Genomic DNA, 15,639 nt, shown 5'->3' with positions numbered 1-15,639 from the left:
GTCGCGAGCATGACCGTAATCGGACTTCAGCGCCTTATCGTGTCGGTAGCGGACCTGGACCGGAGCCGGGCGTTGTACCGGGATGTGCTCGGTCTCACCGAGAAGTCCGCGTTCGGGGATTTCTCGACGCTGACCGTTCCCGGCACCACCACCGAGATCATGTTGCACCAGCGGCCGCCGACCGCGGGGCTGGCCGGGGTGGCGATCAGTTTCCGGGTGGACGACGTCGACGCGGTGACCGCGGCGGCCGAAAAGGCGGGAGCCGCCGTGATCGACGCGCCGGAGGACCAGCCGTGGGGCGAGCGGCAGGCGGTGCTCACCGATCCGGACGGGCACGTGTTCTGCCTGGTCTCGATCTGACCGCGGGGTGTGATCTCGTGGCGTTGCTCGGCCGCGGGGTGTGATCTCGTGGGGGTTGTTTGACGGGGCGGCTTGTCGGTCGGAAGGATGGGGCCCGAGCGGTTGCGGAGGAACCCGGTGTGAATCCGGGACGGTCCCGCCACTGTGACCGGGGAGCGACCCGCTGACGAGACAGCACGCCACGGCCGGCAGGCCGGAAGGCGAGCGGGGAACGGCGATCCGGGAGTCAGGAGACTCCGGCCGCTCGTGACGACCGACGCGCGGGCGTGGACACCCGCCGGGAGGGAACACCCTGTGACAACTCCGTACCCGTTCTCGGCCGTGGTCGGCCTGGACGACCTGCGCCTCGCGCTCCTGCTGACCTCGGTCTCGCCGGCCGTGGGCGGGGTGCTGGTCCGCGGCGAGAAGGGCACCGCCAAGAGCACCGTGGTCCGCGCCCTGGCCGCCCTGCTCCCGCCGGTCACGGTGGTCCGCGGGTGCCGCTTCGCCTGCGACCCGGCCGCCCCGGACCCGGACTGCCCGGACGGCCCGCACGCCGCCGACACCCCCGCCGCGCACCGCCCGGCCACCCTGGTCGAGCTGCCGGTCGGCGCCACCGAGGACCGGGTGGTCGGGACCCTCGACATCCAGCGGGCCCTGGCCGACGGCGTCAAGGCCTACGAGCCCGGCCTGCTCGCCGCCGCGCACCGCGGCGTGCTCTACGTCGACGAGGTCAACCTGCTCCCGGACCACCTGGTCGACCTGCTCCTGGACGCCGCCGCGATGGGCCGCGCCCACGTCGAGCGCGACGGTGTCTCGGTCAAGCACGCGGCCCGGTTCCTGCTGGTCGGCACGATGAACCCGGAGGAGGGCGAGCCCCGCCCGCAGCTGGTCGACCGGTTCGGCCTGGTGGTCACGGTGGCCGCCCCGCGCGACGCCACCCAGCGCGCCGAGGTGGTCCGCCGCCGGCTCGCCTACGAGCTGGATCCGGCCGCTTTCGCCGCCCGGTTCGTCGCCGACGAGCGCGAGTACGCCGCCCGGATCGCGGCCGCCCGCGCCATCCTGCCCACGGTCGTGCTGCCGGACGCCGAGCTGGACCGGATCGCCCGGGTCTGCCTGGCCTACGGGGTCGACGGCATGCGCGCCGACATCGTGGTGGCCCGCTGCGCGGTCGCGCTGGCCGCCTGGCACGGCCGCGACCGGGTCACCGCCGACGACGTCCGCGACGCGGCCCGGCTGGCCCTGCCGCACCGGCGCCGCACCGATCCGCTCGACCCGCCCGGCACCGACGAGGAGAAGCTGGACCAGGCCCTCGAGGAGGCCGAGCGCCAGGCCCGGGAGGACCTCGCCGGTCAGTCCCGGGACGACGCCGCGGGCGAGGGGCCGGACGACCGGCACCCGGACGACGACCCGGACGGCGGTCCCGGCGGCCCGGATCGCGGGCCGGACGGTGGTCCCGACGGCGGCCCCGGTGGCCCGGCCGGTGGTCCTCCGCCCGGTGGCCCGGGCGGCAGTCCGCAGGCCGACGCGACGCCCGCCGACACCTCGCCGTCCACGCCCGCCGACCCGCCGCCGGCGGGTGACGCGCCGCGCGGCGGTGGCCAGGCCGCCGCGCCCGCCCAGGCCGGCGCCGCCTTCCGCCCGCGCACGCTCCGGATCACCGCGCGCGGCGACGGCGGCCACACCGGCAAACGTTCCCCGGCCTACGCCCGCCGCGGCCGGGTCGTCGGCGCCCGCAAGCCGCTCGGCAAACTCGCCGGCGCCCCGCACCTGCCCGCCACCCTCCGAGCCGCCCTGCACCGCGGCGCCCTGGACGCCGGCCGAGCTACTGTCCGTGGCGACCGTGCTGTCCCGGGGACCGGGGAGGTGGCGCGGGGCCGTGAGCTCGTGTCGGCGCGAGGAGCGTTCCGGGTCGAGCCGCGGGACCTGCGCGAGGCGATCCACGTCGGCCGCGAGGCGAACCTGGTGCTCTTCGTCGTCGACGCGTCCGGCTCGATGGCCGCCCGCAAGCGGATGACGCTGGTCAAGACCGCGGTGTTGTCCCTGCTGCGGGACGCCTACCAGCGCCGCGACCGGATCGGGATGATCACCTTCCGGGGCGCGGACGCCGAGGTGGTGCTGCCGCCGACGTCCAGCCACGAGGTCGGCGTGATGCGGCTGGCCGCCCTGCGCACCGGTGGCCGGACCCCGCTCGCCGCCGGCCTGCGCGCCGCCGCCCGCACCATCGCCACCGAACGCCGCCGCGACCCCCGGCGCCGCCCACTGCTGATCGTGGTCACCGACGGCCGCGCCACCAGCGGCCCGGACCCGCTGCTGCTGGCCCCGGCCCTGTCCGGCGTGGCCACGGTCGTCGTCGACTGCGAGTCCGGCCCGATCCGCCTGGGCCTGGCCGGCAAGCTCGCCGCCGCCCTCCGGGCCGACGTGATGCCGCTGGACCAGCTGGAAGCCGCCACCGGCCACGCGCGTCCGGCGCCCGCCCCGGCCTCTGCCGACCGCGCCTACCGCCGAGCCGCCTGACCGGACGGTCCGGGACGCGCGTCGCGGTTGTCCGGCTGGTTGTCATGGGTGTCTCCGGGCCCCGGAGACACCCATGACAACCAGCCGGGGGCGGGACCGCGGCTGGGCCTCGGGCACGGCGGTGCTCGCGGAGGGGGACGGGCGGCCGGGCTTGGTACGGCAAGGGCTCGGGGAGGGCACGGCGGTGCTCGCGGAGAGACGCGGCCGGCCGGGTGCGGACCGCGTACCGAAAATGGATCTTTGATGTGCAGGGGAGAGCGACCAGATGCCGCAAGGGAAAGTGACCACCGTGCCCGACGACGGGCTGACGACGCGGCAGCGGCGGCGGCAGGCGGTGTTCGCCGTGCACACCGGGCCGGGGAAGGGGAAGTCGACGGCCGCGTTCGGGATGGCGTTGCGGGCGTGGAGCGCGGGGTGGCCGATCGGGGTGTTCCAGTTCGTCAAGTCGCAGAAGTGGAAGGTCGGCGAGGAGACCGCGCTGAAAGCCCTGGACGGGGTCAACGGGACGCCGGTCACCTGGCACAAGATGGGTGAGGGCTGGTCCTGGATCCAGCGCGCCGGGACCGAGCGGGACCACGCCGCCGAGGCGGCCGAGGGGTGGGCGCAGATCAAGCGGGACCTGGCCGCCGAGACCTACAAGTTCTACGTGCTGGACGAGTTCACCTACCCGATGAAGTGGGGCTGGGTGGACGTCGCGGACGTGATCGGGACGCTCGCCGAGCGACCGGGCACCCAGCACGTGGTGATCACCGGGCGGGACGCGCACCCGGACCTGATCGCGGCGGCCGACCTGGTCACCGAGATGACCAAGGTCAAGCACCCGATGGACGCCGGGCGCAAGGGGCAGCAGGGCATCGAATGGTGACGATTCCCCGGGTGGTGATCGCCGCGCCGGCGTCCGGGCACGGCAAGACCACCGTGGCCACCGGGCTGCTGGCCGCGTTCGCCCGGCGCGGGCTGCCGGTGGCGCCGTTCAAGGTCGGCCCGGACTACATCGACCCGGGCTATCACGCGCTGGCCGCCGGCCGGCCGGGCCGCAACCTGGACCCGGTGCTGGTCGGCGAGCAGCTGATCGGGCCGCTCTTCGCACACGGCTCACAAGGCGCCGAACTGGCGATCGTCGAGGGCGTGATGGGCCTTTACGACGGGCGGACCGGGGCCGGCGAGACCGGCTCCACCGCGCAGGTCGCCGAGCTGCTGCAGGCACCGGTGATCCTGGTCGTCGACGCCGCCGCGCAGGGCCGGTCGATCGCCGCGGTGGTGCACGGGTTCCGCAGCTTCGGGACGGTGCGGCTGGCCGGGGTGATCCTGAACCGGGTCGGCTCCGACCGGCACGAGCAGATCCTGCGGGACGCCTGCGAGGAGGTCGGCACCCCGGTGCTGGGCGCGCTGCGCCGGGCCGACGCGGTGTCCGCGCCGTCCCGGCACCTCGGGCTGGTGCCCGCCGCGGAACGCCGGGCCGAGGCGCTCGCCTCGGTGGACGCGCTGGCCACGCTGATCGCCGGCGCGGTCGACCTGGACGCGGTGGCGGCGGTGGCCCGATCGGCGCCGCCGCTGGCGGCGACGCCGTGGACCCCGGAGGCGGAGACCCCGGTTGCGGGCCGCCCGGTCGTCGCGCTCGCCGGTGGTCCGGCATTCTCCTTCGCGTACGCGGAAACCGCCGAGCTGCTGACCGGCGCCGGCGCCGAGGTGGCCGTGGTGGACCCGCTGCGCGACACCACCCTGCCGGCCGGCGCCCGTGCGCTGGTGGTGGGTGGCGGCTTCCCCGAGGTGTACGCCGCCGAGCTGTCCGCCAACGAGCCGCTGCGCGAGGCGGTCCGGGAGCTGGCCGTGGCCGGCCGCCCGATCGCCGCCGAGTGCGCCGGCCTGCTCTGGCTGTGCCGCACCCTGGACGGCGCCCCGATGTGCGGGGTGCTGGACGCGGAGGCGGCGATGACCCCGTCGCTGACCCTGGGCTACCGGGACGCGGTCGCGCTGACCGACAGCCCGCTCGCGGCGGCCGGCACCCGGGTGACCGGGCACGAGTTCCACCGGACCACCGTGCATCCCCGGTCCGGGCTGCTGCTGTCGCCGGCCGGGGGAGCGGCGTGGGCGTGGCGGGGCGCGGATCCGGAGGGGTTCGCGGGTCCCGGGGTGCACGCGTCCTACCTGCATCTGCACTGGGCGGGGCGGCGGGGGATGGCGGAGCGGCTGGTGCGCGCGGCGGCGGCGTGATGGTGGCCGGGGTGCTTGCGGTCGGGGTCGGGGCCCGCGCCGGGACCTCGGCGGGTGACCTGGCGACGGCGGTGCAGGGGGCGCTGGCCGAGGCCGGGGTCGAGGTGCTGGACGGGACCGTGCTGGCGACCCTGGACCGGCGGGCGGCCGAGCCGGGGGTGCAGGAGCTCGCGCGGGAGCGGGGGTGGCGGCTGGTCGCCTTCACGGCGGCGGAACTCGCGGCACAGCCGGTCCCCGGAGCGCCCAGCGACGTGGTGGCCGCGGCGGTCGGGACGCCGAGTGTGGCGGAGGCGGCGGCGCTGCTCGCGGCGGGTGCGGGCGGGGAGCTGGTGCTGCCCAAGCGGGTGTACGGCGGCGTGACGGTGGCGATCGCGCGGGGGTGAGCGGGGCCGCCTCGGAACGAGGGGCCCGGCCGCCCCCGGGAAGCACGGGACGGCCTTGGTCCTGCTCCGGGGTGGGGGTGACGGTGAGCAGCGGAGCCCGCCCGGCGGTCGCCGGGCGGTCTCGAGCCGCGCATCGCCCGCGTGGAGCCACGGGAGGCCGCCCAGGCGTACAAAATGTGGGTCTTTTAAGAAACTTCCCATTCGTGGACCGGGACGTTCTCGTGCATCAGCGGGAGGTAGCGGCGCATCATCTCGTGCAGCGCGCGCTGCCGGTCCATCCCCTTCTTCTCCAGCTCGTGCAGGGTGTCGACCTGCCAGGAGGCGCCGTTCTGCTGGCGCAGGCAGCGCTGCTCGATGATGCCGAGCAGGCGGTCCCGCTGGGCCGGTGAGACGCCCCACTGGTCGAGGCCGTCGGCCGCCTGGGGCAGCAGGCGGCGCAGCACCAGCTCGGTGACCGGCACCGTGCCGACGCCGGGCCAGAAGACGCTGGCGTCGATGCCGTGCCGGGCGCAGGTGTGGAAGTTCTCCTCGGCGGCGCGGAAGCTCAGCTGGGTCCAGATCGGGCGGTCCGCCTCGGCCAGGCTGCGGACCAGGCCGTAGTAGAACGCCGCGTTCGCGATGGTGTCGGCGACCGTCGGGCCGGCCGGCATCACGCGGTTCTCCACGCGCAGGTGCGGGCGGCCGCTGACCACCGCGTAGATCGGCCGGTTCCACCGGTAGATCGTCCCGTTGTGCAGGCGCAGCTCGCTGAGCGGCGGGATGTCGCCGCGCTCCAGCATGTCCGCCGGGTCGTCGTCCTCGCAGATCGGCAGCAGCGCCGGGAAGTAGCGGACGTTCTCCTCGAACAGGTCGAAGACGCTGGTGATCCAGCGCTCGCCGAACCACACCCGGGGCCGCACGCCCTGCGCCCGGATCTCCTCCGAGCGGGTGTCGGTGGCCTGCTCGAACAGCGGGATCCGGGTCTCCCGCCACAGCTCCCGGCCGAACAGCAGCGGCGAGTTCGCGCCCAGCGCCACCTGGATCCCGGAGATCACCTGGGAGGCGTTCCAGTACGCCGCGAACTGCGCCGGGCTGACCTGCAGGTGGAACTGGGTGCTGGTGCAGGCCGCCTCGGGCGCGATGCTGTCGGTGGTGACCGCGAGCCGGTCCACGCCGTCGATGCGGATGTCGAGGTCCTCACCGCGGGCCGCGAAGATCTGCTCGTTGAGCAGCGCGTACCGGGGGTTCGCGGAGAGCGCCGCGCCGGTCAGGTGCTCGCGGCGCAGGGTCGGCAGGATGCCCACGGTGACCATGTGCACGCCGACCGTCCGGGCCTTGTGCTCGGCGTGGTTCAGGCTGGCCCGCAGGCCTTTCTCCAGGTCGGCGTAGTCGTCACCGGCCAGCCGCCGGGGCGGCAGGTTGATCTCGATGTTGAACTGGCCGAGCTCGGTCTGGAAGTCCGGATCGGCGATCGCGCCGAGCACCTCGGCGTTGCACATCGCCGGGTCGGCATTGCCGTCGATCAGGTTGAGCTCGATCTCCATGCCGGTCATCGGCCGCTCGAACTCGAAGCGCGACTCGCGCAACATCGTCGCGAACACGTCGAGACTGCGGCGGACCTTCTGCCGGTACCGGCTCCGGTCCTCCCGGGAAAACTGTGTCTGTTCGACCTTCTCGCCCACCAGGCACCACCTTCGCCAGCTGTCAGCGCGGAGGGGGAACGGGCATCGTCGCAGCGGTCCCCCCGGACCCATGATTACCGCTGTCTATGCCTGTTCTCGACTCGACGGGGCAGCATTGGCGGGTGATGGCGAACGGTGCGTCGAACATGGACGCCCCGGTACCCGTTCCTCCCGATCTTTACGCGCCGGCTCAGCGCAGCAGTGCGGCCAGCACCACCCCGGCCACCACCAGGCCCGCCGCGGCCTGGAGCAGCATCGCCGGGCCCAGATGCGACCAGCGGGTCGGGATCCGCGGGGTGAGCGGCTGCATGGTGGTCAGGTTCACCACCTGGGTCAGCCTGACCGGCAGGGTCCGGTCCCGCTGCGGCTCGGTGCGCACCTGCACCAGGTCGCCGCGGTGCAGCGCCGACTGCGGCAGCTGGCCGTGCATCTCGATCTCGTAGGTCTGCCCCAGATCGTCGCGCAGCCGGACCGGGGTGACCAGGAACTCCGGGCCCTTGCGCAGATCCTTGAGGCTGCGCCGGGCCGGTCTCATCCGGAGCAGCGAGGCGACCAGCTGGGCGATCCCGGCGGTGAGGAAGACGAAGATCGCCAGGGGTCTCCCGACGCTCACCTCCCGCGTGTAGGACGCCTGGTAGCCGACGAACCGGCCGGTGATGATCGGACTGACGTGCCGGAGGATCCGCTCGCGGTGCAGCTCGGTGTCGTCCATGGGGGATCACCTCCTGGATGTTCTTCAATGTTACGGAGAGAACTCGGCCATGCACCGTGAGTGAATCGTGAAATCCTGATCTTCTTCTCCTTACCAACCGGTGACGCAGCCCGCGCCCGATACCGGGCAATTCCCGCCGGCAACCCACCGATCTGCGGAAACCCGCCCTTTAGGGGTACCCGGCGGGGTGAACTGGACGACGGGTCGTGCGAAATCTCGCGCGGACAGGGGGCGGAGACCAGTGGCACCGACGAACTACGTCAAACCGGAAAGCGTGCTGGCGCGCACCGCACGGGAGATGCTCGAGGCGCACGCCGGGGGCGAGGGCCCGCGCGAAGGCCTCAGCCACTGCCCGGTCTGCGGCGAGGAACTGCCCTGCCGCTCCGGTCAGGCGGCCGCCGAGGTGCTCGCCGCCGCCGGCCTCGCCGAAGCCTCCGGGCTGATCGCCGCGACCCGACCGGCTTTCGCGCCGCCCGGCATCGGATCCGCCTGGCCACCGGGCCCGGGGGAAGGTCCGGGCAGTCCGCCCGCGGGATCACCGATTGAGGGTACGACCGGGGGCGCGCCGCCGTGGGCCGGCGACCCGTTGACCAGTCCGTTGCCGGGGGCGGCGGCGCGGTCGGCGGCGGAACATCATCCGCTCGGGCCGGGGCCGGGGTTGTCGCACGTCGCGCCCGGATCTTCGCAGGCTCGCGGCGGTGGGGCGGCGCGAGAGAGCGAGCCGGAGAAGGGGCCGCTCTCCTCGGAGTTGCCGAGCTGGGCCACCGAGCCGACCGGGACGCGGCCCTGGGTGGCGGGGGAGTCGTGGACGGAGTCCCGGCTGGGCGGGTTGCCGCGGGCGAACGCCGCGCCGGCCCCAGCCGCCGGGAACAATGCTGGGCCGGGCTTTCCGCCGGTCGGCGGCGGGGTCAACGGGGCGCCCGGAGCCGGTGGGCTGACGGCGCGGGCCGGGCGGCACGGGAGTTCCGGCGAGTCGGGGACGGAAGCCGGTGAGCTGCGCGCCTGGCCGCCAGGGGACGAGCCGGTGGCCACCGGTGGCGGGCTGGGCAGTGGGAAACGGAGCGAGGGGGCGCATGCGGCGCCGGCCTCGCCCGATGCTTCCGGGCGGCCGGACGAAGGGCGGGACTGGCCGTCGGCCGGGCTGAGTTCGGGGCCGTCGGCTGGGCCGGGCTCCGGGCCGTCGGCCGGGCCGGGCTCCGGGCCGTCGGCCGGGTCCGGTTCGGGGCTGTCCGCAGGGCTGGGATCGGGGCTTTCCGGGCTGGGGTCCGGGGGTGGGCTGAAGGCTTGGCCGCCCGCTGAGGGTGGTGCCGAGGCTGGGCCGTCCGGATCGGCGCCGCAGGGCGGTGTGGGTTCGGCTTCCGGGGCGGCTGGCGGGGACAGTTCTGGTGCGGGATTGCGGCCGTGGCCGCCGGCTTCCGAGGAGGCCGGTGCGGCTCCCGTTCGATCGTGGCCGCCGGCTGAGCGGACCGAGACGGCCTCCGGTGGGCTGCGGCCCTGGCCTCCGGCGGAGGAAGGTCCGGGAGCAGCCGTGTCCGGCGGCGCTGAGGCGCCGATGGGGTTGGGTGGCGCCCGGCTGGGCGGCGGCTCGGCCGGGTCTGATGACGCTTCCAGTGATGCCGGGTCGCTCGGCCGGTTGGGGATGGGCATGCTGGGCGGGCTTGCCGCGGCGTCGGAGGATGCCGGTCCCGGTGGGCTGGGCGGTCCTTCCGGGCTGGCCGGTGCCGCCGGGCTCGGCGGTCCCACTGGGTCTACCGGTTCCATCGGGACCGGTGGGCCTGGCGGTCCTGGCGGGTTGGGCGGACTCGGTGGGCTCGCGGGGGTGCAGGAGCAGGGCGGGCCTGCCGGCGGTGCGGGGACTGGGGCGCTTCCGTGGCCGCCGGCTGAGCTGGCGAGTCCGGCGCAGGCGGTCGGTCCGGTCTCGGGTGTGCCGCCGTGGGCTACCTCTGCACCGACCGAATCTCCGGCGAACCCCGCTTGGCCGGCTCCGGGAGCCGACGCGGTTCCCTCGCCGGGACCGGCACCGATGTCCGACGCTCCGGGTGGCTCGATGCCCGGCGTTCCGGGTGGGGCGTTGGCGGGGACTCCGGGTGGGTCAATGGCCGGTGCTCCGGGCGGACCGATGCCGGGCGTTCCGGGCGGATCGATGTCAGGCTCTCCGGGTGGATCGGCGGCGGGCGCTCCGGGTGGGCTGATGCCCGGGGGGCCGGATGGGCTGATGGCGGGCGCTCCCGCTGAGGGGGCTCCGGGTGACGGGGCGCCGGCGCCGTGGGCGGCTCCGATGGGGCAGCCTGTCGGGGGCGGGGCGCCGGCCGCGGCGTCCGGCTACAGCCAGCAGAACAGTCCGCTGGACGCGCCACGGTTCACCCGCTCGGCACGTCCGGCCGGTATGCCGATGGCCGGTGGACCAGCGCCGATGATGCCGCCCGGTCAGCCGATGACGCCGGGAGCGGGACAGCCGCCGATGCCGCAGCCCGGCGCCCAGGACATGGCTGCGATGGGCCAGCCGGGTGCGCAAGGCACCCCCACGGGCCAGCCGGGCGTTCCGAATGCGCCGATGGGCCAGCCGGGTATCCCTGGTGCGCCGTTGGGGCAGGCGGGCCTCCCGGGCGCGCCGTTGGGGCAGGCGGGCGTTTCGGGCGCGCCGATGGGTTCGGCCGGTGGTCAGGTGGCGCCGTTGGGGCAGCCTGGTGCTTCAGGAACGCCGAGCGGGCAAGGTTCTCCGATGGGGCAGCCCGGCGCCGGGATGTCGGCCGGGCAGCTGGGCGGACAGGGCGCTCCGGCCGGGCAGCCGGGTGCTCCGGCGATGCCGATCGGGCAGGCCGGTGGGCCGGGTGTCGCCGGCGGCCAGGGAACGGGCTCGATGGGCCATCCGGGCTCGCCAGGCGCTGCGGCGGGGCCGGGTGGAGCCGGTGGGGACTTCCTGCCGTCCGCGGCGGTGATGACCGGGCAGATGCCGGCTGCGGGGCAGCAGAACCCGCCGTTGGCTCCCGTCCCGGCGGGGGCGGCCCATCCCGGCCTGCAGCCGCCGGACATGGGCCAGGCGCGCCCGGGGCTGCAAGCTCCGGACATGGGGCAGGCGCGGCCCGGACTTCAGGCTGCGGGCAGCGGGCTGGCGGGGCCGGGACTTCAGGCTGCGGGCAGCGGGCTGGCGGGGCCGGGACTTCAGGCTCCGGGCAGCGGGCTGGCGGGGCCGGGACTTCAGGCTCCGGGCAGCGGGCTGGCCGGGTCGGGACTGCAGGCTCCGGACATGGGGCAGGCGCGGCCAGGACTGCAGGCTCCGGACATGGGGCAGCAGAGTCCGGGGGCGCCTCGTTCCGGGCTGCAGGCGCCGGACATGGGGCAGCACAACCCGCCCACGCCCGGGCCGGGCATCGTGCGTTCCGGGCTGCAGCCGCCCGACATGGGGCAGCACAACCCGCCGTCGTCGGGGGCAGCTGCGCCTCGTTCCGGGCTGCAAGCGCCGGACATGGGGCAGCACAACCCGCCCACGCCCGGGCCGGGCATCGTGCGTTCCGGGCTGCAGCCGCCGGACATGGGCCAGCACAGCCCGGCCGCTCCGGTCGCGGAGTCGTCCGGTGCGCCGATGGACGAATCGAACGCACCCTCCGGCCTCCCGGGCCGGGGAGCGCCTTCGCTGGCCGCCCGCCCGGCGTCCCTGCCGTCCGAGGACGGTCCGGAAGACCCGGCCAGCGCCCCGAGCGGCCTGCCGCGTCGCCAGTAGTGCCTCGGGCGTTCCGGTCCCGGCGTAATCGGGGGTGATGGCGCCGGTGGTCACCTGAGGTGGAGTCTGCCGGTGGAGGGTCACTCGGGACCGTGCGCACCTGCTCCGCCCGGCGGTCGCCGGGCGGTCCGGTGTCCGGCGGCGGTCGCGGGCAGCCACGGGAGGGGCAGCTGCGCCTGTCCGGGCCCGAGGCCGTACAAAAAAGGCATCCGTGAGCAAACCGGCAACATCGCGGCAGCGAGGGGCGGCCGTGAGCGAACAAGGGATCGTTGCGGCAGCGAGGGGCGGCCGTGAGCGGACCAGGGATCGTTGCGGCAGCGAGGGGCGGCCGTGAGTGGACCAGGAACGTTGCGGCAGCGCTGGCGGTTTTGAGCGAAGCGGCAGCGAGGGGCGGCCGTGCGGGAAACGGCGGGTGCAGGCGGATCCCCGGTGGCGGCGGTTGAGTTTCGCGGGGATCAGGTCAGGCAGGCGGCCAGGTCAGGCCGGGGGGCAGGTCAGGCCGGGGGTCAGGTCAGGGCGGGGATCAGGTGGGTCCAGACGATTTTGCCGTCGGTGATCGGGAGGACGCCCCAGGCGGCGGAGAGTTCGCGGACCAGGCGGAGGCCGCGGCCGCCGGAGTCGGTGAGGCCCGGGTCGAGCTGGCGGGGCATGGTGCGGCTGCCGTCGCGGACCGCCATGGTGAGGCGGCCGTCGCGGACGGCCAGGGTGAACTCCATGGTGGTGTGGGCGTGCCGGACCACGTTGGCGACCAGCTCGGTGGCGATCAGCGTGGCGGTCGCGGCGAACTCGGTGCGCTGCCAGCGGGCGCAGGCCTGGTCGACCAGGTTGCGGACCTGGCGGCAGGCTTCCGGGACCGGGCGCAGGCGGACCCGGATGGTGTCCGGCGCCGGCTCGGTGGTCGCCTCGGCCAGGGCGGCCTCGCAGTCCACCGCCATCTCGACGCCGGCGCAGTCCGGGGTGGCGGCGAGCGCGGCGGACGTGCCCGGGTCGGCGCCGCAGACGACGATCGGCACGTTCGGGAACTCGGCGGTCTGGCAGACCACTGAGCCGAACGTGCCGAAGGCGATCGGGTCGGCCACCCTTAATCGGGTCACGTCGAGCAGCAGTTTCACCGGTTGTCCGGCCAGGCTACGGCGGACCGCGACGCCGAGTGCGTCGCCGGTGAGCCGGTCCAGGGTGCCGCTGACGGTCAGCACCGCCACCGGGAGGTCCCGTTCCGGCCGGCAGACCAGCTGGCTGGGCATCGGTCCCCCTCCCCTGACGGTGGGCTGTCGTCACAGCAGGTGCCCGGCGTCACCGGGGGGCAAACCACCGGGCCGGGCGGAATCTCGTGGGGGCGGCACGTGGGAGTCCGGCCGATGGCCGTCAGCGAAATAAAGTACCGTTGCGCGCCATGGGTGTGTCGCAGCGATTCAAGAACCGATTCCGCAAGTTTTTGCAGCGCCCGGGCACGACTGTGGACCTCGGCCCGCTGTCGAAGCGCCTGGAGCCGATCGAGGCCCGCGAGGAGGCGCTGAAGGAGCTGGACGACGCGGCGCTGACCGACGCCGCCCGCGAGGCCTCCGACTATACCGAGATCTGCGCGATCGGCCGGGAGGCGGCGTTCCGCGCGATCGGCCAGCGGCCGTACGACGTCCAGCTGCTCGGCGCGATGGCCCTGCTCGACGGCCGGGTCGCCGAGATGGCCACCGGTGAGGGCAAGACGCTCACCGCCACGATCGCCGCGTACGGCCACACCCGCCTGGGCAACGGCCCGGTGCACGTGCTGACCGTCAACGACTACCTGGCCAAGCGCGACGCCGAGTGGATGGAGCCGATCTACACGCTGCTCGGCCTGACCGTCGGCTCGGTGACCGAGTCGATGACCCCGGAGGAGCGGCGCGAGGCGTACGCCGCCGACGTCACCTACGTGTCGGTCTCCGAGGCCGGTTTCGACTACCTGCGCGACCAGCTGGTCACCGACGTGGCCGACCGGGTGCAGCGCGACCTGGCCACCGCGATCGTCGACGAGGCCGACTCGATCCTGATCGACGAGGCCCGGGTGCCGATGGTGCTGGCCGGTTCGACGTCGACCGAGAGCGACCCGGTGCACGAGGCCGCCGCGCTGGTCAAGACGCTGCGCAAGGGCAAGGACTACGAGGTGGCCGAGGACGGCCGCAGCGTGGCCTTCACCGAGGCCGGCCTGAAGAACGTCGAGGAGCAGCTCGGCGGCGTCGACCTGTACGCGGACGACCAGGTCGAGCACCTGTCCGCGGTGAACGTGGCGCTGCACGCGCACGCCCTGCTGCGCCGCGACGTGGACTACATCGTCCGCAACGGCGGCGTCGAGCTGATCGACGAGATGCGCGGCCGGGTGGCCCAGCGCCGTCGCTGGCCGGACGGCCTGCAGGCGGCCGTGGAGGCCAAGGAGGGGCTGTCCGCGACCGCCGAGGGCGAGGTGCTGAACACCATCACGGTGCAGGCGTACATCGCGCTCTACGCCACCGTCTGCGGGATGACCGCGACCGCGGTGCACGTCGGCGAGCAGCTCCGGGAGTACTTCAAGCTCGAGGTCGCGGTGGTGCCCTCGAACACGCCGAACATCCGCGAGGACGACCCGGACCGGATCTACTCGGCGCACGAGACCCGCGACGAGGCGCTGGTCGAGGAGATCAAGATCGCGCACGACAAGGGTCGCCCGGTGCTGATCGGGACCCTGGACGTGCAGGCCTCCGAGACGCTCGCCGCGCAGCTGGCCAAGGCCGGCGTGCCGTGCAACGTGCTGAACGCGAAGAACGACGCCGAGGAGGCGGCGATCATCGCGGAGGCCGGCGCGATCGGCGCGGTCACCGTCTCCACCCAGATGGCCGGCCGCGGTGTCGACATCCGGCTGGGCGGCAGCGACGAGGCCGACCGGGACCGGGTGGTCGAGCTGGGCGGGCTCTACGTGATCGGCGCCGGCCGGCACGACAGCCGCCGGGTCGACGACCAGCTGCGTGGCCGGGCCGGCCGGCAGGGCGACCCGGGCGCCTCGGTGTTCTTCGTCAGCCTGGAGGACGAGCTGGTCACCCGGCACGCCGGCGACATCCTGCCGGCCTCGCCGCGGATGGACATGGACGGCGTGGTGCACGACCCGCAGGTGGACTACGCGGTCGAGCACGCCCAGCGGGTCGCCGAGGGCGTCAACCACGAGATCCACCGCAACACCTGGCGGTACAGCGTGGTGATCGAGCAGCAGCGGCTGCTGCTGGCCGAGCGCCGGGAGCGGCTGCTCACCTCCGAGGTGGCCGCGATCATGCTGCTGGAGAAGTCGTCGGAGAAGGCCAAGGAGACCGACGAGGACGTGCTCTCCGACTCGGCCCGGGCGATCGCGCTCTACCACCTGGACCGGCTCTGGGCCGACCACCTGGCGTACCTGTCCGAGGTGCGGGAGGGCGTGCACCTGCGGGCGCTGGGCAAGCTGGACCCGCTGGACGAGTTCCACCGGTCCGCGGTGCCGGCCTTCCAGGACCTGCTGACCAAGGTCGAGGAGCGGACCATCGAGACGTTCGAGGAGGTCGACCTCAGCGACGGCTGGCAGCCGGACCGGGCGGAGATCGTCCGGCCGAGTGCGACCTGGACCTATCTGGTGCACGACAACCCGTTCGGCTCCGAGCTGGACCGGTTGATCGCCGCGGTGGGCCGCCGGCTCACCGCGGGTGGCTGATTTCACCTGAGTTTGTACGACTAAGGGGCGCCGCGGATTTCGCGGCGCCCCTTCGCTGTGCTCCGGCCCAGGTCAGCCGCATGGCGTTCGGCAATGCTTAATGCGGCTGACAGAAAACGTTCCCGGAATGCATTCGTGTTACCGGGAACAATATGGAACATCTTTCTCACACTGTGGATCGCGGCTTGACCCGCAAAGCGGACGACCGGAAATATCAGGCCCGCTTTGCCTACGGTGAGGTATTCACGGCGATGGGGATCATGGGGGGTCGTGAAGTTCCTCAGCGATCGAGCATATTCGCTTGCCGCTGCAAATTCTTGGGGGATCAATCAATGCCGGTCAGCGCATTGTCGCCGCGTGCCGATCGTCGTTCAGCGGGTCCGGGCCGTGGCTCGACCAGCCGGCGT

Annotated in this window: 10 protein-coding genes and 1 riboswitch; of the genes, 7 read left to right on the top strand and 3 right to left on the bottom strand. The window is 74.2% G+C overall.

The genetic code is table 11. The features are described 5' to 3' along the window. Positions 1-9: 9 nt before the first annotated feature. The 5 genes from BJY16_RS39820 to BJY16_RS39800 all read left to right on the top strand — a co-directional run bounded on the left by BJY16_RS39820 (position 10) and on the right by BJY16_RS39800 (position 5,453). Positions 10-360, top strand: coding sequence for a VOC family protein (locus tag BJY16_RS39820; RefSeq protein ID WP_185044693.1), 351 nt, complete (start codon positions 10-12; stop codon positions 358-360). A gap of 107 nt (positions 361-467) precedes the next feature. Continuing rightward, a riboswitch (cobalamin riboswitch) is annotated at positions 468-597 on the top strand. 9 nt (positions 598-606) lie between these two features. Further along, positions 607-2,856: a VWA domain-containing protein gene (locus BJY16_RS39815; RefSeq protein ID WP_373873476.1), complete on the top strand. Its 2,250-nt coding sequence runs from the start codon at positions 607-609 to the stop codon at positions 2,854-2,856. A 265-nt stretch (positions 2,857-3,121) separates the two neighbouring features. Next, positions 3,122-3,721 carry a cob(I)yrinic acid a,c-diamide adenosyltransferase gene (gene cobO, locus BJY16_RS39810; protein ID WP_185044691.1) on the top strand — a complete coding sequence of 200 codons (600 nt, stop codon included), beginning with the start codon at positions 3,122-3,124 and terminating at the stop codon, positions 3,719-3,721. Beyond that, positions 3,715-5,070: a cobyrinic acid a,c-diamide synthase CobB gene (locus BJY16_RS39805; protein ID WP_185044690.1), complete on the top strand. Its 1,356-nt coding sequence runs from the start codon at positions 3,715-3,717 to the stop codon at positions 5,068-5,070. The genes cobO and BJY16_RS39805 overlap by 7 nt, the downstream gene beginning before the upstream one ends. 11 nt (positions 5,071-5,081) lie before the next feature. Beyond that, the gene (locus BJY16_RS39800) at positions 5,082-5,453 is read left to right on the top strand and encodes a cobalamin biosynthesis protein (protein ID WP_185044689.1); all 372 of its coding nucleotides are present in this window, start codon (positions 5,082-5,084) and stop codon (positions 5,451-5,453) included. Between the two features lie 185 nt (positions 5,454-5,638). Here the strand turns inward: BJY16_RS39800 and BJY16_RS39795 are convergent, their stop codons facing one another. After that, entirely contained in the window at positions 5,639-7,114 is a 1,476-nt protein-coding gene (locus BJY16_RS39795) for a glutamate-cysteine ligase family protein (protein WP_185044688.1), read from the bottom strand. A gap of 190 nt (positions 7,115-7,304) precedes the next feature. Next, positions 7,305-7,826 (bottom strand): hypothetical protein, encoded by a 522-nt coding sequence (locus BJY16_RS39790; RefSeq protein ID WP_185044687.1) that lies wholly within the window; start codon positions 7,824-7,826, stop codon positions 7,305-7,307. A gap of 2,722 nt (positions 7,827-10,548) precedes the next feature. On the opposite strand from BJY16_RS39790, the gene BJY16_RS39785 reads away from it, so the two are divergent. Beyond that, complete coding sequence (locus BJY16_RS39785) at positions 10,549-11,547, top strand: hypothetical protein (protein WP_185044686.1); 999 nt, start codon at positions 10,549-10,551, stop codon at positions 11,545-11,547. 506 nt (positions 11,548-12,053) lie between these two features. Here the strand turns inward: BJY16_RS39785 and BJY16_RS39780 are convergent. Beyond that, positions 12,054-12,791, bottom strand: a complete 738-nt coding sequence (locus tag BJY16_RS39780) for an ATP-binding protein (RefSeq protein ID WP_185044685.1) — start codon at positions 12,789-12,791, stop codon at positions 12,054-12,056. Positions 12,792-12,940: 149 nt separating this feature from the next. On the opposite strand from BJY16_RS39780, the gene secA2 reads away from it, so the two are divergent. After that, positions 12,941-15,232 carry an accessory Sec system translocase SecA2 gene (gene secA2 / locus BJY16_RS39775; protein ID WP_185044684.1) on the top strand — a complete coding sequence of 764 codons (2,292 nt, stop codon included), beginning with the start codon at positions 12,941-12,943 and terminating at the stop codon, positions 15,230-15,232. Positions 15,233-15,639: the final 407 nt, after the last annotated feature.

Source organism: Actinoplanes octamycinicus (genome assembly GCF_014205225.1).
In the GTDB taxonomy this organism is placed as follows: Bacteria; Actinomycetota; Actinomycetes; order Mycobacteriales; family Micromonosporaceae; genus Actinoplanes; species Actinoplanes octamycinicus.
This window is presented reverse-complemented; position numbering and strand designations above follow the sequence as displayed.